21 protein-coding genes are annotated in these 26,407 nt (G+C 60.2%); 3 read left to right on the forward strand and 18 right to left on the reverse strand.

Going from position 1 to position 26,407, the window contains the following annotated elements; all coding sequences use genetic code 11:
- Positions 1–84 precede the first annotated feature (84 nt).
- The 11 genes from HMPREF2682_RS07680 to sdhC form a co-directional block, all read right to left on the reverse strand.
- On the reverse strand, positions 85–684 hold the full coding sequence (locus HMPREF2682_RS07680; RefSeq protein WP_049341514.1) for a DUF501 domain-containing protein: 600 nt from the start codon (positions 682–684) through the stop codon (positions 85–87).
- Between the two features lie 84 nt (positions 685–768).
- Positions 769–1,413, reverse strand: coding sequence for a septum formation initiator family protein (locus HMPREF2682_RS07685; protein WP_049358310.1), 645 nt, complete (start codon positions 1,411–1,413; stop codon positions 769–771).
- Between the two features lie 101 nt (positions 1,414–1,514).
- The gene (locus tag HMPREF2682_RS07690; RefSeq protein ID WP_080973343.1) at positions 1,515–2,423 is read right to left on the reverse strand and encodes a beta-1,6-N-acetylglucosaminyltransferase; all 909 of its coding nucleotides are present in this window, start codon (positions 2,421–2,423) and stop codon (positions 1,515–1,517) included.
- Between the two features lie 353 nt (positions 2,424–2,776).
- Positions 2,777–4,057, reverse strand: a complete 1,281-nt coding sequence (eno, locus tag HMPREF2682_RS07695) for a phosphopyruvate hydratase (protein WP_049341512.1) — start codon at positions 4,055–4,057, stop codon at positions 2,777–2,779.
- Positions 4,058–4,428: 371 nt separating this feature from the next.
- On the reverse strand, positions 4,429–5,175 hold the full coding sequence (locus HMPREF2682_RS07700; RefSeq protein ID WP_070676099.1) for a nucleoside triphosphate pyrophosphohydrolase: 747 nt from the start codon (positions 5,173–5,175) through the stop codon (positions 4,429–4,431).
- A gap of 88 nt (positions 5,176–5,263) precedes the next feature.
- Positions 5,264–9,079: an ornithinee aminotransferase gene (locus tag HMPREF2682_RS07705; RefSeq protein ID WP_070832925.1), complete on the reverse strand. Its 3,816-nt coding sequence runs from the start codon at positions 9,077–9,079 to the stop codon at positions 5,264–5,266.
- Between the two features lie 247 nt (positions 9,080–9,326).
- Complete coding sequence (locus HMPREF2682_RS07710; RefSeq protein WP_070833046.1) at positions 9,327–10,577, reverse strand: amidohydrolase; 1,251 nt, start codon at positions 10,575–10,577, stop codon at positions 9,327–9,329.
- A gap of 242 nt (positions 10,578–10,819) precedes the next feature.
- Entirely contained in the window at positions 10,820–11,608 is a 789-nt protein-coding gene (locus HMPREF2682_RS07715) for a succinate dehydrogenase iron-sulfur subunit (protein ID WP_005506828.1), read from the reverse strand.
- 1 nt (position 11,609) lies between these two features.
- On the reverse strand, positions 11,610–13,373 hold the full coding sequence (gene sdhA / locus HMPREF2682_RS07720) for a succinate dehydrogenase flavoprotein subunit (protein WP_005506821.1): 1,764 nt from the start codon (positions 13,371–13,373) through the stop codon (positions 11,610–11,612).
- Between the two features lie 51 nt (positions 13,374–13,424).
- On the reverse strand, positions 13,425–13,910 hold the full coding sequence (locus HMPREF2682_RS07725) for a succinate dehydrogenase hydrophobic membrane anchor subunit (RefSeq protein ID WP_005506820.1): 486 nt from the start codon (positions 13,908–13,910) through the stop codon (positions 13,425–13,427).
- 3 nt (positions 13,911–13,913) lie between these two features.
- A complete protein-coding gene (sdhC, locus tag HMPREF2682_RS07730) occupies positions 13,914–14,372 on the reverse strand; it encodes a succinate dehydrogenase, cytochrome b556 subunit (RefSeq protein WP_005506819.1) in 459 nt (152 codons plus the stop codon).
- A gap of 346 nt (positions 14,373–14,718) precedes the next feature.
- Here sdhC and HMPREF2682_RS07735 point away from each other — a divergent pair, with 346 nt between their 5' ends.
- Together HMPREF2682_RS07735 and HMPREF2682_RS07740 are read left to right on the forward strand one after the other, a co-directional pair.
- Complete coding sequence (locus tag HMPREF2682_RS07735; RefSeq protein ID WP_049346824.1) at positions 14,719–15,828, forward strand: mannose-1-phosphate guanylyltransferase; 1,110 nt, start codon at positions 14,719–14,721, stop codon at positions 15,826–15,828.
- A 287-nt stretch (positions 15,829–16,115) separates the two neighbouring features.
- Positions 16,116–17,513 carry a hypothetical protein gene (locus tag HMPREF2682_RS07740; RefSeq protein WP_246827286.1) on the forward strand — a complete coding sequence of 466 codons (1,398 nt, stop codon included), beginning with the start codon at positions 16,116–16,118 and terminating at the stop codon, positions 17,511–17,513.
- Between the two features lie 118 nt (positions 17,514–17,631).
- Here HMPREF2682_RS07740 and HMPREF2682_RS07745 read toward each other — a convergent pair whose 3' ends face one another.
- The 3 genes from HMPREF2682_RS07745 to HMPREF2682_RS07755 all read right to left on the reverse strand — a co-directional run bounded on the left by HMPREF2682_RS07745 (position 17,632) and on the right by HMPREF2682_RS07755 (position 20,295).
- Positions 17,632–18,210, reverse strand: a complete 579-nt coding sequence (locus tag HMPREF2682_RS07745; RefSeq protein ID WP_070832931.1) for a 2'-5' RNA ligase family protein — start codon at positions 18,208–18,210, stop codon at positions 17,632–17,634.
- Positions 18,211–18,261: 51 nt separating this feature from the next.
- Positions 18,262–19,326, reverse strand: coding sequence for a tryptophan--tRNA ligase (gene trpS / locus HMPREF2682_RS07750; RefSeq protein ID WP_070832934.1), 1,065 nt, complete (start codon positions 19,324–19,326; stop codon positions 18,262–18,264).
- Positions 19,327–19,419: 93 nt separating this feature from the next.
- Entirely contained in the window at positions 19,420–20,295 is an 876-nt protein-coding gene (locus HMPREF2682_RS07755) for an exodeoxyribonuclease III (RefSeq protein ID WP_070681288.1), read from the reverse strand.
- Between the two features lie 82 nt (positions 20,296–20,377).
- On the opposite strand from HMPREF2682_RS07755, the gene HMPREF2682_RS07760 reads away from it, so the two are divergent.
- Positions 20,378–21,220, forward strand: coding sequence for a GntR family transcriptional regulator (locus HMPREF2682_RS07760; RefSeq protein ID WP_141762625.1), 843 nt, complete (start codon positions 20,378–20,380; stop codon positions 21,218–21,220).
- A 115-nt stretch (positions 21,221–21,335) separates the two neighbouring features.
- Here HMPREF2682_RS07760 and HMPREF2682_RS07765 read toward each other — a convergent pair whose 3' ends face one another.
- From HMPREF2682_RS07765 to purH, 4 genes are all read right to left on the reverse strand, one after another.
- Positions 21,336–22,214, reverse strand: coding sequence for a bifunctional methylenetetrahydrofolate dehydrogenase/methenyltetrahydrofolate cyclohydrolase (locus HMPREF2682_RS07765; protein WP_070832940.1), 879 nt, complete (start codon positions 22,212–22,214; stop codon positions 21,336–21,338).
- 206 nt (positions 22,215–22,420) lie between these two features.
- A complete protein-coding gene (gene glyA, locus HMPREF2682_RS07770; RefSeq protein ID WP_070832943.1) occupies positions 22,421–23,695 on the reverse strand; it encodes a serine hydroxymethyltransferase in 1,275 nt (424 codons plus the stop codon).
- Positions 23,696–23,951: 256 nt separating this feature from the next.
- The gene (locus tag HMPREF2682_RS07775; protein ID WP_070832947.1) at positions 23,952–24,533 is read right to left on the reverse strand and encodes a TetR/AcrR family transcriptional regulator; all 582 of its coding nucleotides are present in this window, start codon (positions 24,531–24,533) and stop codon (positions 23,952–23,954) included.
- A gap of 253 nt (positions 24,534–24,786) precedes the next feature.
- Entirely contained in the window at positions 24,787–26,397 is a 1,611-nt protein-coding gene (gene purH / locus HMPREF2682_RS07780; RefSeq protein ID WP_070832950.1) for a bifunctional phosphoribosylaminoimidazolecarboxamide formyltransferase/IMP cyclohydrolase, read from the reverse strand.
- Positions 26,398–26,407: the final 10 nt, after the last annotated feature.

A 26,407-nucleotide genomic window follows, 5' to 3' on the forward strand; every position in this document is an offset into this window, starting at 1 on the left:
TTTTCGCTTTTCGGCGCTCTTTCTTCTATCTATTATGCGCCCGCACCGTCCTTCAAGACGATGCGGGCGCACCAGAATCAATATTTAGGCTTCTTCACGCCACGCGGGGTCGCAGGAGCAGACCTCGGGGGTCCACCACTCGGCGATAGCGTCCAGGCCGCGGTCACCCATCGGGTTCACGCCGCGCCCCACCGACAGGGTGTGGCCGATAACGGCGTGCAGGCACTTCACACGGGTCGGCATGCCGCCGGCAGAGATGCCGTCAATCTCCGGGACCTCTTCAGTGCCGCTGATTAGGCGGATGCGCTCACGCTCAGCCAGGTAGTTCTCGTGCGCGGCAGCGTACTGTGCCGCCAGGTCCGCGTCCTCAGCCAGCGAGTCGGTCATCTCGTACATCAGGCCGCCCGCCTCCAGGCGGGAAGCCGCAGCGGTAATCACCGGATGCGCCAGGTAGAAAACGGTCGGGAAGGGGGTGCCGTTGCTCAGGCGCGGCGCGGTAGCAGCCACGAGCGGGTTACCGCACACGCAGCGTGCCGGAATCTCAATCACGTCGCGGACCTTACGGCCCAGCTGCGCGGAGAGAACGCGGATGTCCTGCTCGGTGGGGGTCAGGGTTTCAACAGTTACGCCGAAGCCGCCGGGGGTGCGTGCCTTCAGCTCTTCAATGGTGTTTTCGGTGCTCATAATCCTAAGTTCCTGGAACGAGGGGTCACCTCGTCCGCTTGTGCCGGGTGCTTGCCAAGGCAGGGTTCCTGCCGGTGGCTGGAGCTAGTTCTTTTCGAGAGAATCCCAGATTTTCGTGGTCCAGGCGTCCTCGGGGGCGTTCTTCGCATTCGCAGAAGTACCGTCAGCCTTCGTGGAGTCCTCGGTAATGCCGGTGACAACGTAGGGGGTGTCACCGGGGTTCACATAGTAGAGGCGGCTACGTGCCTGCTGACGAACGTAGTTGTCGTCGTTCCACCAGGTCTGCTCCGCCTTCAGCTGGGCGTTCTCCTGCTGCAGCTGGGAAATGTGCGTGTTGATCTGCTTGATTTCCCGATCCTGGTCAATGTAGGTGACCACCGGGTAAGCGGTACCGAGCGCAATCACGCCCACCACAACAGCGGTCAGGAAGCTACGACCGGAGAACATATGAGCCGCCACGGGGGCGTCGTATCCGCCCTCTTCACTGCCCTGCTGGGCTGCGGCGCGGCGGCGGGCACGCTCCTCACGGCGAGCCTGCGCCTGACGTTCACGTTCAGGATGGCGCTGGTTCAAGCCCACGCCGAAGAAAAGGGCACTAGCCTTTTTCATCAGGGAGGTGCGGGCTTCCTTAGCGGCGCCACGCGGCGCATCGGAGGCGGTAGCGCCCTGAGCGGGTGCAGTGGAACTCGTAGAGTGCGACCGGGTCTGCTGGTTTGCTCGCTGGCTCATTGCTCTATCCCTCGTTCCGTTCTGTGCCGCTAAACGCTTCCTTCATATTCTACCGGGTTCGTAGCACCACTTTTCTTCACGGATGGGGCAGGAGCTGAGGATTATAAAATCTGTCGTTGACGCAGAATATCGAGCAAATCCTGCGATTTTTCAGCATCAACTTTTCGGATGAACCACTTACCTGACGCATCAATCTTCTCAAGATCACCACTATTTAGAAGAGCGGGGTTCTCGCGTTCAGGATCCCAATCAATGTAATGGTGATAAACTTTGTTCTCTTCCTTCATAGTTCCAGGAACAAGCTGACCATCGGTATCCCAGTTGGTAGCATGTTCCTTCGCAGAAGAATTCAGGAGAGCAGTGGCACCCCAAATCTCATCAGAAACGTGGGTTTTCCGCAAGAACTTCTGCATAGCCTTGCCCTGATTGGAATCAAGGAATTTCACCATTGCCAGCGCTCCTTCACGAGAAACAACCCAAGAAGAAGAGCCACGGTAAAACTGCACCGGATACTTCATGCGAGGCCGACGAGAGTAGTATACGTCCCAAAGTTTCTGAACCAGGGCGTACACCTTATTGCCCAAACGCGCCTTCAAGTCATAGGAACGCGGGTACTTCAAAACAGTATAGAACTGCGTACCAGGTGCCATTGCGTAGAAGTTCATCCAGCATCGGTCACGGTTCTCTTCTCGGCCTAGGTACTCAATGTATTCAGTGAGCGGACGAGCCGGATAATCTTGGCCAGACAAGAAAATATAGTGATGAGCGTCGGGGTAGGTTTGCAGAGCCTCACGCAGCAGAACCTGCATAGCACGTGTCAGGGAATAACCTCCCCAGTTAACGTTAAACCGGCGGCTTACAAAATGAGCATCAGCAGTTTCAAATTCCTGCAAATTAGCTTTTTTATCAATAAAAGCGACTGTTTCTCCACCCGAGTTTTTAATGATTCGGGTGAGTTCAAGAAATTGCTGAGGTCGCGAATGGGCGAGGATCATAAAACATACAGTCATGACAGTCCTTTAAGAAATTGAGTGGAAAGATCTGGGTGTCCTATCAAGGCATAAAAATAAGGTCGCACCGTAACTATCTGTCATGAATCACATCACGATATAGTCAGGTACGACCCGAGTAGCCGAAAAGCACCAAGTGGGTGCATAGGTTTAAGTCGTCAATAACGCCTTAAACCAGCTGAAAGTACGAAGTGTGAGTGAGTATATGTATAAATAAAATTATATGCTTCTGAAAAGAAAACCGGGCCGAACCACAATACATGACGTGATGAATTACATCACGATGTATCGGGCTCGACCCGGTCTATTCAGGGAAGTTCAGCGGAACGTCCCTTATAAGTCTTCAGGCGTCATTATGCCTTGAAGCGGGGGAATGCGGACTTGCCAGCGTAAACAGCTGCGTCGCCCAGCTCTTCCTCAATGCGCAGCAGCTGGTTGTACTTAGCAACGCGCTCGGAACGTGCGGGAGCACCGGTCTTAATCTGGCCAGCGTTGGTTGCAACAGCCAGGTCGGCGATGGTGACGTCCTCGGTCTCACCGGAACGGTGAGAAACCATGCAACGGTACTCGTGGCGCTGTGCCAGCTCCATTGCGTCGAGGGTCTCGGTCAGCGAACCGATCTGGTTCACCTTCACGAGCAGAGCGTTAGCTGCACCCTCTTCGATACCGCGAGCCAGACGCTCGGGGTTGGTCACGAACAGGTCGTCACCGACGATCTGGACCTTGTCACCGATCTGCTCGGTCAGGGTCTTGTAGCCCTCCCAGTCGTTCTCATCCAGGGGATCCTCGATGGAAACCAGGGGGTACTTTGCAACGAGGTCAGCGTAGTATGCGCTCATCTCAGCTGCGGACTTCTTCTGACCCTCGAACTCGTACGCACCGTCGTTGTAGAACTCGGAGGATGCAACGTCCAGTGCCAGTGCAACCTGCTCGCCCGGCTTGTAGCCAGCCTTCTCGATTGCCTCAACGATCAGGTCCAGTGCAGCTGCGTTGGACTCCAGGTTGGGTGCGAAACCACCCTCGTCGCCCAGGCCGGTTGCCAGGCCGCGGTCGTGCAGCACGGACTTCAGGGAGTGGTAAACCTCAACACCTGCGCGCAGAGCGTCAGAGTAGTTGTCGAAGCCGATGGGAGCAATCATGAACTCCTGGATATCAACGTTGGAGTCTGCGTGAGAACCACCGTTGAGGATGTTCATCATGGGGACGGGCAGAACGTGAGCGTTCGGGCCGCCGAGGTACTTGTACAGGGGCAGATCAGCGGACTCAGCAGCAGCCTTAGCAACAGCCAGGGAGACACCCAGGATTGCGTTTGCGCCCAGCTTGCCCTTGTTGTTGGTTGCATCCAGAGCAATCATGGCTGCATCAACAGCGCGCTGGTCGGAAGCCTCAATGCCGATGACCTCTTCAGCGATTTCTTCGATAACAGACTTCACTGCGCCCAGAACACCCTTGCCCAGGTATACGGACTTGTCGCCATCGCGGCGCTCAACAGCTTCCCACTCACCGGTGGATGCGCCCGAGGGCACAGCTGCGCGTGCGAAAGCACCGTCTTCGAGCAGAACCTCAACCTCAACGGTCGGGTTGCCACGGGAATCCAGGATCTGGCGTGCGTGAACTGCGGTAATAACAGCCATGAATTGTTCTCCTTATGAGATGTCAAGGATGTGAACGGCTCACCCGGTAGTGGACAAGTCGCGTCCCCTAAATTCTAGCAAAACTCCCACACAAACACACTAGTTGCCACCGCTTTTTTATTGCCTTATTGAAGGTCTAAATAACCCTTAGTCAGGCGCTACAAAGCGGAACAAGACCCACACTCCCCCACATTGGGAGGGTGTGGGTACTCGACCAAAGCACAACATGAGCCCAAATGCCGGGGTATGTGCCAAGAGCATCCTCACGGCTGCCCAACACAACCCCAAACAAACAGAAGGCGCTTTGAAACCTCTTATTCCCTCAGAGAACAGATTTCAAAGCGCCTCACAGAAGAACTCAACCACCGTTTCTAATAGCTCGGCTCATCATGCGTATGCTGAGCAATATAGCGACGAGTGTACGAACGCAGGGCACGCTCCGGATCCAAACCATTACGCTGTGCGCGGCTCACCAACGCAAAGAGCAGCTCGCCGAATTCCTCTTCAGTGTGCATATAGCGCAGGTCGTCCTCCATGCTCGTAGGCTCCGGCGGCAGAATAATACCCGCCTTACGTGCCTTCACAGCAGTCTTCTCAGCCATAGCGAGCGCCGGCAGATGCGGCGGAATACCGTCCAGCGCGCCACGGTCACTCTTCTCCTTCTTCTTCAACGCATCCCACGCCGCCTGCTGCTCAGCTGCGGTGCGGGGCGCCTCCGAAGAGCCCTCAGACTCAGCCGCGAACACATCGGGGTGGCGCGAACGAAGCTTCTGCACCAGGCCCTCAACCACCTGCACAATGTCGAAGCCCTGCGGGTTTGCCGCAGCAATATCGGAATGGAACACCACCTGCAGCAACACGTCGCCCAACTCCTCACGCAACAGCGGCATATTCGGCTCGCCGCCGGTTTCTACCGCCTCGACAACCTCGTAGGCTTCCTCCACCAGGTAGCGGATGAGGGAGGCGTGAGTCTGCTCAGCATCCCACGGGCAACCGCCCGGTGCGCGCAACAGCGCCATGGTTTCCACCAGGGTGCCAAAGGCTTCAGCCGCGCGGGCGGCAGTGTCCTGAACGTTCTGCACCGCAGAAGCCTCAGGAGTATTAGGGGTATCAGTCATAACAATCTTCCTCATCGAAAAAATGACAAACATAGCGCGCCGCGCCGACCCCCACACGGGGAGCCGGCGCGGCGCACCTTACAAGGTTTTAGAGGTTCCAGTGCGAAAGCGCGCTCGTCATATGAGCCGGGATCTTCGAACCCAAACGCGGGAACATACGCAGCTCCTCAACGTAACGCTCAGCATCCAACGGACGCGGGTAGGTGACAAACGCCTGCTCATTCGCATAATCGAATGCCGCCTGAACCGGCACGCCCGGGGTGAAGGTCAGGCTCATAGCCAGCGGCGAGCCCTCGCCCTCGCTGTACGAGTCGGTCTTCAGCGCCGGAATGTCCAGCAGGGTTTCGGGAATCAGCTCGAAGGTACGGACCTGCTCCCAGAAGCCGTTGCGGCGCACGTGGGTCAGGGCGTCGTAGTAGGAACCGAGGGCGCGTACACGAATCAGCACGGTAGTGGCGTCCTTTGCGGTGCCGTTCTCGCCGAAGAGGTGCTCGACGACCGGCGCCAGACGCTGAGCGACCTGAGCCTCGGTCAGAACCAGGTTACCGGCTGCCAGCTGAGTCTCCGAGGGAACCAGCGGGCTCTGCACCGCGGCGGAGGGGGTGTCCGGCTCAGCCACGATGGTGGGCAGCTGGTTGAGCTCGCTCAGCGCGGATGCCGAGATGCTGGAGGAGATACCTGCCGGGGTGCTCTCCGGCAGGGCAACCGGGGTGGTCGCCGCAGCGGGTGCCGCCTCTGCTACAGGTGCTGCCGGTGCAGTCTGAGCGGTAGCCTCGGAGGCGGGCGCAAGCGCTACGGGAGCCTCAGCAATCTTAGCTGCGGGGGTCACCTCAACGATCTTGAGCTCAGCGACCTTCTCAGCGGGCTCTTCCTGAACGCCGGTAGCCTTCGCAGCGGCACCGGCGGTGCCCACTGCGGCAGCTGCGGCAAGAGCACCAGCCAGGCCGGGTGCCACAGATGCGCTCTCAGCGGCAGGCTCAACGTCTACGAGGGCAGGTTCCTCGGCGGGCGCTTCAGCGGAAGCGGCGGAGGTTTCCTTCTCGGGCAGCAGTTCAGAGTCGTCCAAGAACGCGGGCAGGGCGGGTTCTTCGGAGCTCTCTGCGACCGGCTCTTCTGCAGCTTCTTCAACGGGCTGGGTGCGGTCCAGGGTGAAGGACTCTGCGACCACGGGAGCGGCAGCCTTCTGTTCCTCGACAGCCGAAGCTTCCTCAGCGGGTGCTTCCTCAGCAACTGCGGCAGTTTCCTCAGCGGCAGGAGCTTCTTCCTCTGCATCCAGCTTCTTCTGAGCGTTGGCAACGATGGCAGCCAGGGCGGCTTCCATGTCTTCGCCAGACTCATCAAGCTCCTCAGCGGAGGTCTCAGAAGCCTCAGATGCCTCAGCGGCAGACTCTTCAGCCTGCTCAGTCTCGGGCTCTACGGTAGCCGCACCGAAGACCGGGTCGTTCTCGTAATCGTGCTCGAATTCAGCTTCAACCGGCGCAAACTCAGCCTGGGCAGGCTGGGCAGGCTGGGCAGAAGCTTCAACAGCCTCCTCTACGTCTTCCTTCTCCTGCGCAGAAGCGACAGCAGAACCAGCCACAGCAGTACCGGCCGCAGCAAGACCTGCAGCAGCCGCCAGGCCCGAAGAGGCAGGCTCTTCAGCAGATTCAACAGCGGCCTCAACCTCGTTAGCTACCTGCTTCTGAGCAAGCTCAGCCTCCAGCTCACGCTCAATAGCCTCACGTTCAGCCTCAACCGAGTCAACGCTCTGAACAGCAGCTTCCTGAGGCTCATCCTGCGAGGTAGCCTCAGCGGCCTCAGCGGTCGCAACGGGCTTAGCCTCGACAGCGGAGCCTTCCAGCAGGAAGCTTTCGTCGGTAGTCTGACCGTCCGCAGCACCCAGGTAGGATGCGTGAACCTCCAGGCCGTCACCCAGGCGCGGGTTCAGGGAGACCGCCGCACGGTTCCAGGTTGCGCCAGCCTGCTGAGCCTCGGTGTACAGTGCCGCCACGGGCGCGAACCAGTCAACACCGGGCACCACAATGCCGGTTTCAACCTCACGGCCGCGGTGCAGCAGACGGTAGTGCATGTCCTCATCTACTTGGCGCAGTTCCAGGCTCATGGTGCCCGAACCGCGGGTACGCATGAGCTCCGCCAGGCTGTAGAGAGCGCGCTGCTTGGGGAGAGCGGGCAGGGTTGCCGCGCCCTCGGCGGGCTCGCTCAGGACGATGGACTCGGCAACCAGCTCAGCCTCGTCTTCGCTAATCTTCTGCTCAGCTTCCTTCAACTCTGCAGCGGGCTCTTCACGAGCGGAAGCCTCCTGCTTCTCCGCTTCCTTCTTGTCGATGGCCTCTGCGGTCAGGGCGACACCCTGAGAGGTGCCCTTCTCAGCCTTCTCCTCAGCCTTCTCCTCAGCCTTTTCAGCCTTTGCGGCGGAGGCAACAGCAGCGGCAGCAGCCACGGGTGCAGCAACAGCGACAAGAGCAGGAGCTACAGAGGCGCTCTTGGCAGGCTCACCTTCCTCAGAAGCGGAACCTTCAGCTGCGGAGTCCTCAATCTTGGTAGCAGGCTCTTCCGTAGCGGTTTCTTCCACGGTGCTTTCTTCAACAGCGGAAGCGTCAAAGATCAGCTCTGCGGTGTTCTCTTCTTCAGCGTCGAAGTCCTCAGCCTCGAGCGCTTCATGCTTCTCCTCAACGGATACAGCGGAGAGCAACTCGGTCTCATCAGAGACCGCGTCTTCTTCCTCAGTAAGTTCAGATGCCAGCAGTTCGGGTGCCTCAACGACGGCCTCAATCGGCTCTTCCTCACCAGCGGCAACAGGCTCTGCAGCCTCTTCTACGCCTGCGGTAAGGTCAATGGTCTCTTCGGCTTCGAAGTCTTCAGAAACCTCAGCAACAGGTGCGGGTGCCTCAGAGGCCTCAGCGTCTTCGACAGATTCAGCAGACTCTGCTTCCTCGGCAGCTACCTCATCAGCAGGAGCTTCTTCAGCGATTACCTCATCGGAGGCGACCTCGCCAAAGGTCTCCTCTTCGCTATCGAGGGTGATGCCCAGGCGTGCCGCATAGGCTGCCGCCAGGTCGTCCAGACCGGTGTTCTGTGCCTCGGTGACGGCGGCGCGGGTACGGGCAGCCTTCATGTCTTCTACGGTCAGGGACTCCTCAGCATCAGCGGGAGCATCCTCAGATGCAGGCTCAGATACAGAATGAGCGTTCTCAGACTTGTTGTCGGTGGGTTCTACAGATGCTTCGACGACCTCATGTTCTTCGCTGTCTTCTGCCTCGCCTACAGTCTCCTCAGCGACCTCAGCGGCAGTATCTTCGGTGTTCTGGGCACGCACAGCACGCAGGTGCTCCTCAAACTGGGAACGCGCGTCCTCAGCGGCATCCTTAGGTTCCTCAGCCTCTACAGATGCGTCCTCGGTTTCAGTCTCTTCGTCATCACGCAGGAATGCGGGGGTAGCGGGCTTAGCTGCCTCAGCAACCGGGGCGACTTCTTCTTTAACGTCCTGGACCTCAGTAATCTGCTCGGTCTCAACAGGCTCTTCAGATTCCTGAGGGAAAGCACCAAGCGCAGCCAGTAGGCTACGACGCTCCTGCTCCTCAGCCTGATCCTCAGTCAGCTCATCAGTAGCGGAAGATTCTTCCACCTTCTCATCGCCGTGCAAGAGGGCGCGCTTGAGGTCCTCAACAGCGCGGTGCTCTTCGTTCTGCTCTTCATCGTGGTTCTGGTGGCGTGTGCTTTCAGACTTCACGAAGCGGCGCAGGGAGTCCTCCCACTGCTGCTGTTCCATAATCTTCTGGCTCAGTCGCGCGCTCTTGGGAGCATCTTCGCTTACCTGTTCCTTCTGGACCTTAGCAGTTTCGGCACTCTGTTCTTCGCGCGACTGCTCATCCAACTTCTTCTTGCCGATTCCAAAGAAGCTCATTGGGTGTCCTCCTCCGGCGTGCGCCGTGTGATGATGCGCCACCTCCTTCATCCCCGCAGGTGTGTGGGCACGGGGTCGGAAACATGACGCAAATGTCCTCATAATCCTTTTAATTCTATCGCGTGCATAGAGTTTCACCCCGCTACTCGGTGAGAGGTAACGGGGTGAAACTTCTACACTTTTCAAGGCTTAATGCGGCTATAGAGTCGCGCCTTCAAGGCTGCAGAATAAGCTTTCGAAAAGCTCTTTAGCGTGCCTCATCGCGGATGGGGTTCGCCGCCTTCGCCGCCTTCGCCAGCTCAAAACGGACGGCACGTAGCGCGGTTGCCGCCATAACACGCACACCAATACCGATCGCCTGCTCGCTCGGGGCGTAATCACCCTGATGCAAATCGTAGGTGGGATCGCCGGGGGCGCGGGTGCCCAGGCGGAACATGGAGCCGGGAACTTCCTGCAGCATCCATGCGAAGTCTTCGCCGCCCATAGACTGTTCCACCAAAACGATGGAATCCTCGCCCAGCTCGGCGCGGGCTGCGTTCTCGAGCATGGTGGTTTCCAGGTCGGTGTTCACAACCGGCGGCACGCCGCGGATGTGTTCCACACGCGCGGTCACGCCGAAGGGCACAACGACCTGCTCAATCACTTCGTCCAGCAGGTTGCCTGCCTGGCGCCACACCTCAACGTCCAGGCAACGCATGGTGCCCGCCAAGTAACCCTCGGCGGGGATAGCGTTGGGTGCAACACCGGCACTGACCTGTCCCCAGGCGACCAGCACGCCCGAACGCACGTCGGTGCGGCGGGTCAGCACGGCGGGAACCTGCACAGCGATCTGGCTCATGGCGTAGATGAGGTCTTCGGTCAGGTGCGGGCGAGAAGTGTGGCCGCCGTGACCGCTCAGGTGAATCTTGATGGTGTCGGATGCGCTAGTAATCGCACCGATACGGGTACCGATCTGGCCCAGGTCCACCTTCGGGTCACAGTGCAGAGCGAAAGCACGCGGAATATCCTTCAGCAGACCCTGCGAAATCATCTGCACCGCACCGCCGGGCAGCTGCTCCTCAGCGGGCTGGAAAAGAATGCGGACGCTACGGCCCAGCGGGGTCTTCTCGTTCAGCTCGTGCAGTGCCAGCGCCACACCGAGCATGACGGTCTGGTGAATATCGTGGCCGCAGGCGTGCATCACGCCGGGCACGGTAGAAGCGTAGGGCAGATCGGTCTGCTCAACAATGGGCAGAGCGTCAATATCGGCGCGCAGAGCCACGGCGAAGGGGCCGCTTCCAATATCGACGTAGCAGCCGGTACCTTCGCAGGCGACGGGGTTCATGCCGGCTTCTCGCAGTCGATTCATGAGGCGCTCAGTGGTCGCCACCTCACGGAAGGAAAGCTCCGGGTTGGCGTGCACTTCGCGGCGGAACTGCACGAGGGTACCCATCATGCGCTCCACCCAGTCGTCAAAGACGGGGGTGGACAAATCGTAGCGAGAATTAGCGAAAACCATACACAGTAGAATAACGCCGCCCACCGAGGTTTACCTACCCGCTGCCCCTTTCTGACAGCCCTCGAGAATATCTATGACTTTATGACAGATTGTGAAGAGTTTTTGTGCGCTCCCAATCCCCTGAAAATGCTCTGCCCCATCATTTCCATCAGACTTTTTCTGTCAAACAATTCAAGCCGCCACCCGGTGTGGGTGACGGCTTGAATCGTTAATGCTGTATCAGCTGATACCGCGTACTCAGATTAGAGCGAACGGCTCAGGATTGCCTGCTTCACCTCGGCAATAGCCTTGGTGATCTGGATGCCACGGGGGCAAGCCTCGGTGCAGTTGAAGGTGGTACGGCAACGCCATACGCCTTCCTTGTCGTTGAGGATCTCCAGACGCAGGTCGCCTGCATCATCGCGCGAGTCGAAGATGAAGCGGTGTGCGTTCACGATAGCGGAGGGGCCGAAGTACTGACCGTCGGTCCAGAAGACCGGGCAGGACGAGGTACATGCTGCACAGAGGATGCACTTGGTAGTGTCATCGAAACGTGCACGGTCCTCAATGGTCTGCAGGCGCTCACGCTCAGGCTCGTTCGAGTCGTTGATGAAGAACGGCATGATTTCGCGGTATGCCTGGAAGAAGGGCTCCATGTCAACGATGAGGTCCTTCTCGCAGGGCAGACCCTTGATGGGCTCAACGGTAATCGGCTTGGACAGGTCAAGGTCCTTCAGCAGGGTCTTGCAAGCCAGGCGGTTACGGCCGTTGATGCGCATCGCGTCCGAACCGCAGATGCCGTGTGCACAGGAGCGGCGGAAGGAGACGGAGCCGTCTACTTCCCACTTAATCTTGTGCAGAGCATCCAGCACGCGGTCGGTGCGGTACATGGTCAGCGGGAATTCATCCCAGTATGCCTCGGAGGAAACTTCCGGGTTGTAGCGACGAATCTTGATGACCACATCGTACGTGGGGATGGAGTCGGAGTCGCCGCCGGTCATACCCTCAAACAGCTTGACGGATTCCGGTTCGGGGAGTTCGTTTTCAGCCATTTTAGTACTTACGCTCCTTCGGCTCGTAGCGGGTGTAGACAACGGGCTTGGTTTCGAATCGCAGGCCCTTGACACCCTCAAACTCGGATTCGGGGTCGAGGTAGACCATCGAGTGCTTCATGAAGTTAACGTCGTCACGCTTGGGGAAGTCCTCGCGGTAGTGACCACCACGGGATTCCTTACGGTGCAGCGCGCCAACGGACATGACCTTTGCCAGCTCAATCAAGAAGCCGAGCTCAACAGCCTCGAGCAGGTCGAGGTTGAAGCGCTTGCCCTTGTCCTGGATGGCGATGTTCTTGTAGCGCTCTTCCAGTTCAGCAATGGTTGCCAGTGCTGCGCGGATGGTCTCGTCGGTACGGAACACCTGCATGTCAGCTTCCATAGCCTTCTGCAGGTCCGCGCGGATAGCGCCGACCTTCTCGGTGCCCTTGCCTTCGAGGATGCCGTTGAGCATGTTCAGAACGCGATCTGCAGCGTCGTCCGGAACCGGCACGAACTCAGCGGATGCTGCGTACTCTGCAGCCTTGCGGCCTGCACGCTTACCGAACACGTTGATGTCCAGCAGGGAGTTGGTGCCCAGACGGTTTGCACCGTGGACGGACACACAAGCAACCTCACCAGCTGCGTAGAGGCCGGGGATGGTCTCTTCGCTGTTGTGGTAGACCTCGGTCTCGTTGTTGGTGGGGATACCGCCCATTGCGTAGTGCGCGGTGGGGAACACCGGGATGGGCTGGTGGTGCGGTTCCACTGCCAGGTAGGTACGAGCGAACTCGGTAATATCGGGCAGCTTCTCATCGATGTGGGAGGGCTCCAGGTGAGTCAGGTCCAGCAGCACGTAGTCCTTGTGGGGACCGCAACCGCGGCCTTCGCGCACCTCGTTTGCCATTGCACGTGCCACGATATCGCGGGGTGCGAGGTCCTTAATGGTGGGTGCGTAACGCTCCATGAATCGCTCACCGTCAGCGTTACGGAGAATACCGCCTTCACCACGAGCACCCTCGGTGACGAGAATGCCCAGGCCAGCCAGACCGGTCGGGTGGAACTGAACGAATTCCATGTCCTCCAGGGGCAGGCCTGCACGCAGTGCGATAGCCATGCCGTCACCGGTGAGGGTGTGTGCGTTGGAGGTGGTCTTGAAGATCTTGCCACAACCGCCGGATGCGAAGATCACGGACTTAGCCTGGAAGACGTGGACCTCGCCGGTTGCCAGGTCGTAGGAGACGACGCCAGCGGGGCGGGGCTTGCCCTCTTCGTCCTTGACCAGGATCAGGTCGAGAACGTAGAACTCGTTGTAGAACTCCACATTGTGGCGAACGCAGTTCTGGTAGAGGGTCTGCAGAATCATGTGGCCGGTACGGTCAGCTGCGTAGCATGCGCGGCGCACAGCGGCCTTACCGTGGTCACGGGTGTGGCCACCGAAGCGGCGCTGGTCGATGCGGCCTTCGGGGGTTCGGTTGAAGGGAAGACCCATCTTTTCCAGGTCGAGCACAGCGTCGATAGCTTCCTTAGCCATGATTTCTGCTGCGTCCTGGTCAACCAGGTAGTCGCCACCCTTGACGGTGTCAAAGGTGTGCCACTCCCAGTTGTCCTCTTCAACGTTAGCCAGAGCGGCGCACATGCCACCCTGTGCCGCACCGGTGTGGGAGCGGGTGGGGTATAGCTTGGTCAGTACCGCGGTGCGAACTCGCTGACCGGCCTCAATGGCGGCACGCATACCTGCGCCACCGGCACCGACGATCACTACATCGTACTTATGTACCTGCATGATGTTCTTTCTGTGTTTTAGATGTTTTCGTTTGTCTCGGATACGTCGCCGTTAGCGTGCCGAGCAGAAGCTGGGGAGCAGTTCAGCCGCTGCGCCGGAGGGGCAGGGGTCGAACGCGAAGATGGTGAGGGTACCAACCAGCAGGACGAATGCGCATGCTGCGAAGAGAATGACCTTCAGCCAAACGCGCAGGCGGTCCTTCTCAGCGTAGTCATCGATGATGACGCGGATGCCGTTAGCACCGTGCAGCATAGCCAGCCAGAGCAACAGCAGATCCCAGACCTGCCAGAAGGGGTTAGCCCACTTGCCGCCCACGAAGCCGAAGTCGATGGCGTGGATGCCGTCGCCGACCATGAGGTTGGAGAACAGGTGGCCGAAAATCAGCACGACGAGTACGACGCCGGACAGGCGCATACCCAGCCAAGCGAACATCTCAAAGTTGTTGCGCTTGGAGGAGGAGCGGTTGTATTTCACACCGTCGATGCGGTTGTCACGCAGACGGGGTACATAGGTGCGGGGCTTAAGCGGAGTAGCCATAGTTTAGTGACCTCCCATGTGCGAGAAAACGATCGGCAGGTGACGTGCTGCGAAGCCAGCAACGGTGATTGCCCAGAGGAAAAGCACAACCCAGAGAATCTTGATGTGCGTGTAAGTTGCCTTCTGGCTGATTTCGACGTTGCCGTCCTTGTTCTTCGCCTGGATGTGCTCCACGTGTGAGTTGGTTGCCTTACCCCAGAAGTCAATGAGGATAATGCGGATACCGTTGAACGCGTGGTAGACGATGGCGGCGACAAGCGCGGTCTCACCCAGACCCATGATGGGGTTCTTGTACAGGCTCAGTACGCCGTTGTAGGCCTCCGGGGAGATACGCACGACGGCAGTATCCAGGATGTGTACAAGAAGGAAGAAGAAAATCGCGATACCGGTAATGCGATGAGCAACCCAGGACCACATGCCCCAGCGGCCGCGGTAGAGGGTTCCTTTAGAACCATTCAACACTGAATAACCTCCTGCTGCGACGGCGAGCTTCCGGGTTCTGAGGGGTCATTGTGACCCTCAGCTTCCGGGCACAGCTGTGTGCTCACCGACTGCTTTTGTTCGTCTGTTACTTCCAAGATATCAGGTAAATTCACAGCTTATTGACACCCTGTTTAGGGAATTTTTACAGGTTCTAAAAGTGAATTAGGGCATGTTTTTATTACCATATCGCCTACTTCCCTGTGTTTGTGCGGAACTTACCTTAACCTAACCTCAAACATCGCCTAAATGAGAGCCGCCTGACACTTTTTTGTTAAAACCTAAAAGAATTCGATATATGACAAATTGACCCGCTATTCTTGAAGCGATGAATACTGCACTCACTCGATTCCGCCCGCTCATTCCCGCCGGCGGTGTTGGCTCGCGTTTGTGGCCCCTGTCCCGCGCGCACGCCCCGAAGTTCCTGCTCGACCTCACCTCGTCGGGCAATTCTCTGCTGCGTGACACCTACGACCGTCTCATCGATCTCAGCAACGGTTCCGTCATGGTGGTTACCGGCACTTCGCACGCCAATGCGGTTACCCAGCAGATTCCTGAACTGCGGGCCGCTGACCTGGTACTGGAGCCCTCCCCCAAGGATTCGGCTGCAGCTATCGGCTTGGCTTGCGCCATCATCCACCGCCGCGAACCGGACGCTATCATCGGCTCCTTCGCAGCTGACCACGTCATCAGCCCGGTGGACGAGTTCCAGCGCGTGGTGACCGAGGCTGTCATCACCGCGGCAACCGGCAAGATTGTCACCATCGGCATTACCCCCACCGAGCCCTCCAGCGCATTTGGCTACATTCACGCCAGCGAGTCCCTGGGCATCGAGGGTGCACCCAACGCTCACGCGGTGGACACCTTCGTGGAGAAGCCGGACACCGCTACCGCACAGAAGTACCTGGATTCCGGTGAGTACACCTGGAACGCAGGCATGTTCGTGGCACCGGCAGCCCTGATGCTCAAGCACCTCGAGGCGAACGAGCCCGAGCTGTACGCGGGCATCATGGAGATTGCTAACGCATGGGACACCCCCGAACGTGAGACCGTCATGGAGCGCGTGTGGGAGACCCTGCCGAAGACCGCTATTGACTACGCAGTGGCAGAGCCTGCCGCAGCTGCAGGCGACGTTGCAATGGTTCCCGGCTCCTTCAGCTGGGACGACGTTGGAGACTTCGACGCCGTGGCACGCCTGAACACCGAGAAGAGCGGCGAAGAGCTGACCATCCTCGGCGAGAAGGACAACGTCATTAACCACGGTTGCTCCGGCATTGTTGTTGCGAACACCGACCGTAAGATCTCTATCATTGGTCTCGATGACATCGTTGTGGTGGATACCCCCGATGCTCTGTTGGTCGCTCCGCGCTCCAAGGCTCAGGCTGTCAAGGACGCTGTGGGTGAGGTCAAGGCGCGAGGCCTGAACAACCTCCTTTAAGTTTTTAGCCCCGAGTAGGTACGTGAACCCTATTCGAGCAAAAGACACCTCTAGAAACCGGCTCTCTTCTTTTCAGAAGGGAGCCGGTTTTTCTTATGCCCTGATGAGACACTTCGCGGGTCGGTTCAAGGCTTTCGCATAGTGGGGCCGGGAAGGAATCCCCCTTCGAATGAGAAGAGCGCAGGACGCCCTGCAGGCCCGACGCAGACTGCACTTCCAGACTCTGATATGAGCCAAGGAGTAGCTTCTATAGAGAACCATTCTCATGTTAATCTTGGTGCATGCACATGACCCGTAAGTTTTTCCTCACCCGCGCCGGCGCACTCGGCGCAGTAGCCGCCCTCGCCCTGACCGCATGCGGCTCCCAGACCACCCAGAACGCACAGACCAGCCCCAGCGCTTCCACCTCCGCGAGCGCAACCCCCGCACCCATCACCGAAGGCAAGGGCGCGGCAAGCCGAGTCGCCATCACCTACGACGGCGGCGTACTCGTCTACGACGCTAAAGATATGAAGTTGCTCGCCGACATCCCCAAGGAAGGCTTCTTGCGCCTCTCCGACGCTGGCGATAACCGCCACCTCGTCGTTGCAGACGGCAACAGCTACACCTTCCTGGACACCGGCGTATGGTCCGTAGCGCACGGCGACCACTCGCACTACTACACCACTTCCCCGTCGCTGTCTTCGCTGTCTCTTGCAGCTGACCACACCGGTCACGTGATCAAGGACAACGGCAAGGTTGCGGCATTCGCTGACGGCACCGGTTCCTTCGCCGTGTACGACCCGGCGAAGCTGACCCACGATAAGCGCACCGCATCCTCCCTGGAGACCACTACCGTCACCCTGCCGAAGCCGCACCACGGCTTCGCAATCCCGCTGCCCAACGACCAGTACCTGGTAGCGGTTGGCGATTCGAAGACCCGCACCGGTGCCGCTGTTGTGGACGCGCAGGGTAAGACCGTTCTCGAGAGCCCCACATGCCCCGGCGTACACGGTGAAGCTATCGCCAAGGACGGCGCGTTCTCCATCGGCTGCACCGACGGCGCGCTGGTCTACAAGGACGGCAAGTTCACCAAGATCACCAACCCCGAGGACCCGTACTCGCGTTCCGGTAACCAGGCTGGTAAGGCTGACTCCCAGTACGTTCTGGCGGATTACAAGACCGATAAGGACGCAAAGCTGGAGCGCCCGGAGAAGTTCTCCATCATCGACACCGTTGCGGCAACCCGCACCGTCTACTCCCTGCCCTCTGGCGTGAGCTACACCTTCCGTTCGCTGGCTCGCGGTCCCCAGGGGGAGGCGCTGCTGCTGACCACCGACGGTAAGCTGCGCGTCTTCGATCCGGCAACCGGTACCGAGCTCGGCTCCGTACAGCTCATGGAGGCGTGGACCGAGTCTGAGACCTGGCAGGATGAGCGCCCGGCGCTGTGGGTGGACGGTAAGACCGCCTACGTGACCGACCCGGCGACCAAGAAGCTCATTGCGGTATCCCTGTCGAACCCGGCAGCACCCAAGGAGCTGATGAGCGTGGAGCTTCCGAAGACCCCGAACGAGATCCTGGGTGTTTCTTCCGCGAATGCTGCACCGGTTGAGGCTGAGGCGCACGGCTCGCACGGCGCGGCTTCTTCCTCAGCTTCCGCAGATGCTCACGAATCCGGCGAGGCTCACGAGGGCCACTCCCACTAGGACGCTCTCACTAGCACGTTCACACTGAGATAAACCGAGCGAAAGCATAAAGAGAGATGCGACCGATAACCTATCGGTCGCATCTCTCTTTATGTATGCAGGGTTTATGCGCCAGCCACTAACGGAGCGGCAGAACCCCAATCTCTTCCCAGTTCTGCCCGTCGTAGGAGTAGTAGTGCAGATGATCCACGGTGAAGGTACGCTGCTCGGCGGGTAGGGCATCAAACACCTTGTGAGCGTTCGCCACCTGCGCCTCCGTGAGCCCGTGGCCCAGAGTCACGTGCGGCACGTACGGGAAGGACGCCGCGCCGGCACCGAACAGCTCAACCAGCTTCTGATGAATCTGCTCGAACTCGGCCTTGCCCGCCTCCAGGTTCAGGTACTCCACCTCGGTCACCGGGCGGAAGGAGTGTACCGAACCCCAGCGTGCCTCAAAACGCGGTGCGTCCAGCGCCTCGCGGAACTGCGGGGACTGCACCGCAGCCAATAGAGACTCGTTCAGCTCCGCCAGGTACACGGTCACGTGCGTGCTGATCGGTGCCGCAGCACCGCCAACTACCGTGCGCTTCCACTCTTCCAGGCGCTGAACATTCTCACCGCTCACATGCGCAATAACGCTCAGGTAGCGGTGACCGGGCTTCAGGGTCGGGGATACAGGAGCCGTCGTGGGGCTCGAAGAGTTCTCTTGTGCTGTCATCTCAGTCGGGCAGGTAATGCGGCGTCTCAGCCAGGCAGGCTGAACAGCGCGCTAGATTGCGGCGGCAGGCAGGAAGCCAACCTTCTTGTACACGTTCTCAATGGTGACGGTAGCGATCTCGCGGGCAGCGGATGCGCCCACAGCCAGCAGGCGGTCCAGCTCGGCGGGGTCGTCCATCAGCTCGAGGGTACGCTCACGCACCGGGGTGAGGCGCTCCACCACGATATCGGCAAGGTCGACCTTCAGGTGGCCGTACATCTTGCCCTCGTAGCGTGCCACAATCTCATCGATGCTCTCGCCGGTCATTGCCGAGTAGATGGAGAGCAGGTTGGAGACGCCGGGCTTAGCCTCGCGGTCGTAGGCGATGACGGAGCCGTCATCGGTCACGGCGGACTTAATCTTCTTCTGGGTGACCTTGGGGGTGTCCAGAAGCTTAATCAGGCCCTTATCGGATGCCGCCGACTTGGACATCTTCGAGGTCGGGTCCTGCAGGTCGTAAATCTTAGCGGTTTCCTTCAGAATCACAGGATCGGGCACCACGAAGGTCTCACCGAAACGGGAGTTGAAACGCTGCGCCAGGTTACGGGTCAGCTCCAGGTGCTGACGCTGGTCCTCACCCACGGGCACGCCGTCCACCTGGTAGAGCAGGATGTCGGCAGCCATCAGAATCGGGTAGGTGAACAGACCCACGGAGGCGTTCTCCGCGCCCTGCTTCTGGGACTTGTCCTTGAACTGGGTCATGCGGGACGCCTCGCCAAAGCCGGTGAAGCAGTTCAGAACCCAGGCCAGCTGGGCGTGCTCGGGCACGTGCGACTGCACGAACAGGGGCGCGCGGGACGGGTCAATGCCGGAGGCGATGTACTGCGCCGCGGTCAGGCGAGTGCGTTCGCGCAGCTCCTCGGGATCCTGCGGAACGGTGATGGCGTGCATATCCGGAATAAAGAACAGACATTCGTTATCCGGGTCGTTCTGCAGGGCCACCCAGTTGTTCACGGCGCCAATGTAGTTACCCAGGTGCATCGAATCGGCCGAGGGCTGGGCACCAGAGAAGATACGCGTCTTCTGCTGGGAGGCGTTCGGGATGAGGGACTTATCCTGCTTCTTTTCGTCTGCCATAGTTATTTCCTGTGCAGTTACTTCCTGTGCGGTGCTGCGAACGGTGCAGCGTGTATCTCAAAACTTATGTTCGGGGCGCGGTAGCGCGAGGACCTAGCCGTCGATGCGGTAGTCCACCACCAGCGGCGCGTGGTCGCTGAAGCGCTCCTCGTAGGTGGCGGCGCGATCAACCTGCGCCTGCACGGCGCGCTCGGCCCAGGCCGGGGTCGCCATCTGGTAGTCGATGCGCCAGCCGGCGTCGTTATCGAAGGCCTTGCCGCGGTAGGACCACCAGGTGTAGGGCCCGGGAACCTGACCGGCCAGATCGCGCGCCACGTCGCGGTAGCCGATATCGCCAAAGAAGCGGTCGAAATAGGCGCGTTCCTCGGGCAGGAAACCCGCACGCTTCTGGTTGGCCTTCCAATTCTTGATATCCAGCTCGGTGTGGCCCACGTTCAGGTCACCCACGATGAGCACGTGATCGGAATGCTCGGCCAGCTCGGGCATACGCACCAGCATACGCTCCAGGAAGCGGTACTTGTCCTCCTGCTTCTGGGTGCCGACCTCGCCGGAGTGCACGTACGCGCTCACCACGGTCAGGGTCTGCCCGTTCGGCAGAACGTAGTCGGCCTCAACCCAGCGCCCCGAGTCATCAAAGTACTCCTCGCCGATGGTGGAGCGGGTGGCCACGGGCTGATCCTTCAGCACCTCACCAGCCGAGTTCGGGGTGCGGCGGGTAGCCACCAGCACACCCGCGCGGCCCTTAGCGGCGGCCTCGGCGTGCAGAATATTCCACTGCGACTCATCGAGGAGCTCACGCACGATGGCGTCGGGCGCGCGAACCTCCTGCAGGCAGAGGATGTCGATGTCTCGCTCAGCCAGCCAGTCGGCCATGTTCTTGCGGTAGGCGGCGCGGATGCCGTTGACGTTGACGCTCGCCACGCGGAGCAGACCGGGCTCACGCGGAACGGGAGGAATCGAAGAATGCATAGTCTTAATTATGCCAGCATGCGCGGAAGTAAAAATTCACCGTGATTCATTTTTCTTTCACAGATGGTTAAAATGTTGGGTGATGAATTCACACTCCTCACATACCCCCGAACCCACCGCCCACTCGCTCTCCACCGATGCTCAGGCCGCAGATCAGGTCTCCCCGAGTACTTCCCCCAACGGTAGCCAGACCTATGAGCTGCCGCCGATTCCGGGACCCAAGTACGAGCAGGTGATTCACTACCTCGAGCAGCGCTACATCATTCCGGGTAAGCCCGGCGATAAGCTCCCGACCGAGCGCACGATTCAGCAGAACTTCGGCGTGAGCCGCCAGACGGTACGTAGCGCCCTGAAGGTCCTCATCGAGCGCGGCCTGCTCTACAACGTGCAGGGGTCCGGCACCTACGTGGCCGAACGCAGCGAAGCCACGTACATCCCGCGCGTGGACACCTTCGCCGACGATATGCGCCGCCGCGGGTTCGAAGGCTCGACCCGCATGATCGCGACCCGCTGGGTGGACGCCACCGAGGAGATTTCGACCCGACTATCCGTTCCCGTGGGCGAGTCGGTCCTCTTCGTACGCCGTCTGCGCCTGGCCAACCACGAGGTCATCGGCTTCGAGCGTTCCTACTTTGTCAAGGAAGCCGCCAGCAGCATCCTGGACTCCATGATGGCCGGCCTCTCGGGTTCCTCCAGTTCCCTGGATCAGCTGGCCGACACCCCCAACGCCATTAAGCACGCCCGCGTACGCACGAGCGCGGCCCTCTTCACCGATGCCGATACCGAGGCCTTCAACCAGCAGGTTCCCGTGGGCGAGGCCGCCTTCAAGGTGTGCGTCACCGGCTACACCAAGGAGGGAACGCCGGTCGAATACGCTGAGACCCTATACCTCTCGGACCACTACTTTTACGAGCTGCTTCTCTAGCGCCTCTCCCCTGACGCAGGAGGCCGCACGAGACGCGCGAAAGGGCGGTGCCCCGGTAGATTGCTCTACCGGGGCACCGCCCTTTTGAGTTATCAGCTCTGAAATGCTGCGAGCCTTATGCCGCCTGACGCTCCGCGGTCTCCACCACGTTCACCAGCAGCTCCGCGCGGGTCATCGGGCCCACACCACCGGGGTTCGGGGAAACCCAGGACGCCTTCTCAGCGGCCTCCGGGGAGACGTCGCCGAAGAGCTTCTTCTTGCCGGTTTCCGGGTCCTCAGCGCGGGAAACACCGACGTCCAGCAGGATTGCGCCGTCCTTGACCTGGTGTGCCTTCAGCACGTGCGGAACACCCACAGCGGCGACGATGACGTCCGCCTCGCGCAGCACCTCGTCCAGATTCTCGGTACCGGTGTGCGCCAAGGTTGCGGTTGCGTTCACCTCGCGGCGGGTCAGCAGCAGACCCAGCGGGCGGCCCACGGTAATGCCGCGGCCGAGCACCACAACATTCTTGCCGTTCCAGTCGATGCCGTGGCGCTTGACCAGCTCAATCACACCGTTCGGGGTGCAAGGAAGCGGGGAATCCAGCGGCTCAGAAACGTTCAGCACGAGCTTGCCGAGGTTGGTCGGGTGCAGGCCGTCAGCGTCCTTCTCGGGGGCGATGCGCTCGAGCACGCGGTTGGTGTCCAGGTGCTTGGGCAGGGGCAGCTGCACAATGTAGCTGGTGCACGCCGGGTCGTTGTTCAGCTTGTCGATCTCGGCGTCGAGCTCCTCCTGAGTGATGTCACCGGGCAGGTCCACACGGATGGAGTTAATACCGATCTCTGCGCAGTCGCGGTGCTTAGCGCCCACGTACGAGCGGGATGCCGGGTCGTCACCGACCAAAACGGTACCCAGGCCGGGGGTAATACCCTTAGCCTTGAGCGCCTCGACGCGCTCCTTCAGCTCTTCCTTGATGGCTGCGGCGGTTGCGTTACCGTCTAGAATCTGGGGCATTGTTTTTCCTTCCATAGATTGCGGCGGGTTCGCCGAAACGGATGGTCTGTGTGTTGAGTTCTAGGGTGTGTGCCTAGGAGGTGCCACTCCCCCACTACCTCCCTCAACGGATGTAGCGGGTAAGGCGGCAAAAAGTAAGAGGGCGAAATAACCCCGCCCGCTCAGCAGCCACAGGGGGTGTTGAGCGAACGGGGTCATTCATGGGTCTACCAGTTCTCGCTGCCCTGGTAGAGGGGGTACTTGGCGCAGAGCGCGTCCACGCGAGCGCGCAGTGCCGCAATGTCCGGGTTCGGCAGCAGTACGGAAGCGATAATGTCTGCAACCTCGGTGAAGCCCTCAGCATCGAAGCCTCGGGTAGCCAGCGCGGGGGTACCGATACGCAGACCGGAGGTCACCATCGGCGGGCGGGGGTCGTTCGGCACAGCGTTACGGTTGACGGTAATGCCAGCGTCGTGCAGCAGATCTTCTGCTTCCTTGCCATTGAGGGCGTGGTTGCGCAGGTCAACGAGCACCAGGTGAACATCGGTACCGCCAGACGCAATCGAAACGCCGGCATCCTTCACATCCTGCTGCAGCAGGCGGTCCGCCAGGATCTGTGCGCCCTCAACGGTGCGCTTCTGACGGTCCTTGAACGCGTCAGATGCGGCGACCTTGAACGCGGTAGCCTTCGCAGCAATCACGTGCATGAGCGGGCCGCCCTGCTGGCCGGGGAACACAGCGGAGTCAATCTTCTTCTTCAGTTCCTCAGTGCAGAGGATGAAGCCGGAACGAGGACCACCCAGGGTCTTGTGCACGGTGGAGGACACCACGTGTGCGTGCGGGACGGGGTTCGGGTGCAGACCCGCAGCCACCAGACCAGCGAAGTGAGCCATGTCCACCCACAGGTATGCGCCGATTTCGTCAGCAATCGCGCGGAACGCAGCGAAGTCCAGCTGACGGGGGTATGCGGACCAGCCGGCGATAATCAGCTTGGGGCGCTCGGCCAGCGCCAGCTCGCGCACCTGCTCCATGTCAACGTAGCCGTTCTCGTCCACGCTGTAGGCGACAACGTTGTACAGCTTGCCGGAGACGTTCAGCTTCATGCCGTGGGTCAGGTGGCCACCGTGTGCCAGGGACAGGCCCATGATGGTGTCGCCGGGGGTCAGCAACGCGTGCATGACGGCGTTGTTCGCCTGCGCACCGGAGTGCGGCTGAACGTTCGCGTGCTCAGCGCCGAAGAGTTCCTTCACGCGGGAGATAGCGAGGGACTCAACGATGTCGACGAATTCGCAGCCGCCGTAGTAGCGGCGGCCGGGGTAACCCTCAGCGTACTTGTTGGTCAGTACCGAGCCCTGGCTTTCGAGGACGGCACGGGGGACGAAGTTCTCGGATGCAATCATCTCGAGGGTGTTCTGCTGGCGCTTGCGCTCCAGCTCAATGGCTTCTGCAACCTCGGGGTCGAGGTCGGCGAGGGGCATCTCGAGGATCTTCTGCTCGGACATTACGCTCCTGGGAGTGTTTTTGCGTTATCTTCGGTCGCTCATCATCGGGGTTGCGGCGCTGTCTGCGGCTGAAAACCCTGAATGAAAAAATATGAGCTACACCTCATAATACCGTAAAGCCCGCTTTCCTTCGAGAAGGAAAACGGGCTTTACCAAGCATCACGATGAAGTTTTACAGCGCCAGTACGGCACCAGCGCGGGGCGCACAACACACCCCGGTAGGCTTATCGGCGGCGTTTACGCAGGTCTGCGAACCCTACGCCTGACGCAGAATAGCGGAAGCATACTCCAGGTACGCCTCGCGAGCGCTATCCTTCTTACCACCAGCCACCAGCTGGGTCTGCACCACGTAACCGGTCAGCACCGACAGCACAGCGGCACCAATCACGGTCAGCCACTCCTCGAGCTCCTCTTCGGTGAAGTCCAGTTCAGCGGCACCCCAGGCGCGGTAGCGCTCCAGGGACTGATCGCGCAGGTAGCTCAGCTGCTCAGAAACCACGGTCGCCAGCTGCGGCATGGCAACAGCCTCGCCCCAAGTGACGAGCAGGTGACGGCGAATCTTGGGGGTGTCCAGCACCTTCAGGCACCCGAACACGTAGTCCCAGGGCTGTTCGGCGCGGATGCGGTCGAAAGGCGCCATGTCCATGCGGGCTGCCGCCAGGATAATCTCATCCTTGGAGGAGAAGTGGTTATAGATCGCTCCAGCAGACAGGCCGGTGGCCGCAATAATGTCGCTCATCGAAGCCTTCTGATAACCGTGCTTGATGAAGCATTCGCGGGCGGTCTCTACAATCTGAGAACGCCTGTTCTTTTTGTATTCTTCGCTGACTTTAGGCACAACCTAATCCTAGCGAACTTTTGGCCAATCCGTGCGCATCCGGGTCACCGTTGACGCGCCCTCACGCGCAAATCCGGCGCAAAATAGAGCAAAAATTCTATAAATATGAGTGCCCACAATACGGATGCCCTGCGGGCGTCCTAGGTAGCAAGCACGAAAAAGCGGGGCACCCCGGGGTCACCTCAAAAGGTTCACCCGAAAATGCCCCGCTCACAGCAGGTAGCTCAGCGCGTACTGAGCCCGCTACACATGTTTAGTGGAAGAAGTGGCGGGTACCGGGCAGGGACATGGTCACGCCAGCAGCCTTAGCCGCCTCGATAACTTCCTCGTCACGGATCGAACCGCCCGGGTGCACGACGGCACGCACGCCGGCGTCCAGCAGCACCTGCAGGCCGTCAGCGAAGGGGAAGAACGCGTCGGATGCGGCAACCGCACCGCGGGCACGCTCGTTACCTTCACCGCCGAGAGTGTTCGCACGCTCAACCGAGAGCTTGCAGGAGTCCACGCGGTTCACCTGGCCCATGCCGATGCCCACAGCAGCGCCGTTATCGGCAAGCAGAATAGCGTTGGACTTGGGCGAACGCAGCGCACGCCACGCGAACTCGAGGTCGCGCAGGGTAGCCTCGTCAGCAGCCTCACCGGCAACCAGGGTCCAGTTCTTCGGGTCGTCACCCTCAGCCTGCAGGCGGTCAGCCTCCTGGAAGAGCGCACCACCGGAAATGGGGCGGTACTCGATAGCCTCGCGGGCGAAGCCCTCGGGCAGCACCAGCAGGCGCAGGTTCTTCTTCTCGCGCAGAATCTCCAGTGCCTCGGGCTCGTAGCCGGGAGCCACAACAACCTCGGTGAAGATGCCCTTGACGGTACGTGCCATTTCGGCAGTCACGGGGCGGTTAGCGGCAATCACGCCACCGTATGCGGACAGCGGGTCGCAAGCGTGCGCCTTCGCGTGAGCGTCCGCAATGGGGTCAGCCGCGCCGGGGGTTGCCACAGCAATACCGCAGGGGTTGCTGTGCTTGATAACGGCAACAGCGGGCTCGTCGAAGTCGTATGCGGCACGCAGAGCGGCGTCAGCGTCAACATAGTTGTTGTAGCTCATCGCCTTACCGTGCAGCTGCTCCGCCTGAGCAATGCCGGGGGCTGCAGCCGGGTCAACGTACAGGGCGGCACGCTGGTGCGGATTCTCGCCGTAACGCAGGGTCTCGCTGCGCTCGAAGCCCAGGCCGGCATACGGGGGCCAGAAGTTAGCGTCCTCATCCTGCAGGAACTGGGATGCGGTCCAGGTAGCCACGGCGGTATCGTATGCGGCGGTGTGGGCGAAAGCGCCGGCGGCCAGGCGGCGGCGCTCATCCAGGGAGAAACCACCGTTCTTAGCGGCCTCAACGGTGCGTGCGTAATCGGCGGGATCCACAACAATAGCGACAGCGTCGTGGTTCTTCGCAGCTGCACGAACCATGGAGGGGCCGCCAATGTCAATCTTCTCGATGATGGCGTCCTGACCGGCACCGGATGCGACGGTCTCAACGAAGGGGTACAGGTTCACGACGACCAGGTCGAAAGGCTCGACATCCAGCTCGCCGAGGGTGTCGATGTGCTCCTGCTTGCGGCGGTCAGCCAGAATACCTGCGTGGATGCGCGGGTGCAGGGTCTTCACGCGGCCTTCGAGGCATTCGGGGAAGCCGGTCACTTCGGTGACCTCGGTGACGGGTACGCCTGCTGCCGCGATGGTTGCTGCGGTCGAACCGGTGGAGACCAGTGCGACGCCAGCCTCGTGCAGGCCGCGGGCGAACTCCTCCAGACCGGTCTTGTCGTAGACGGAAATGAGGGCGCGGCGCAGGGGCACGCGATCGAGCTCAATGAGAGACACAAATACTCCG

It is taken from the genome of Rothia sp. HMSC061D12 (assembly GCF_001836735.1).
GTDB lineage: Bacteria > Actinomycetota > Actinomycetes > Actinomycetales > Micrococcaceae > Rothia.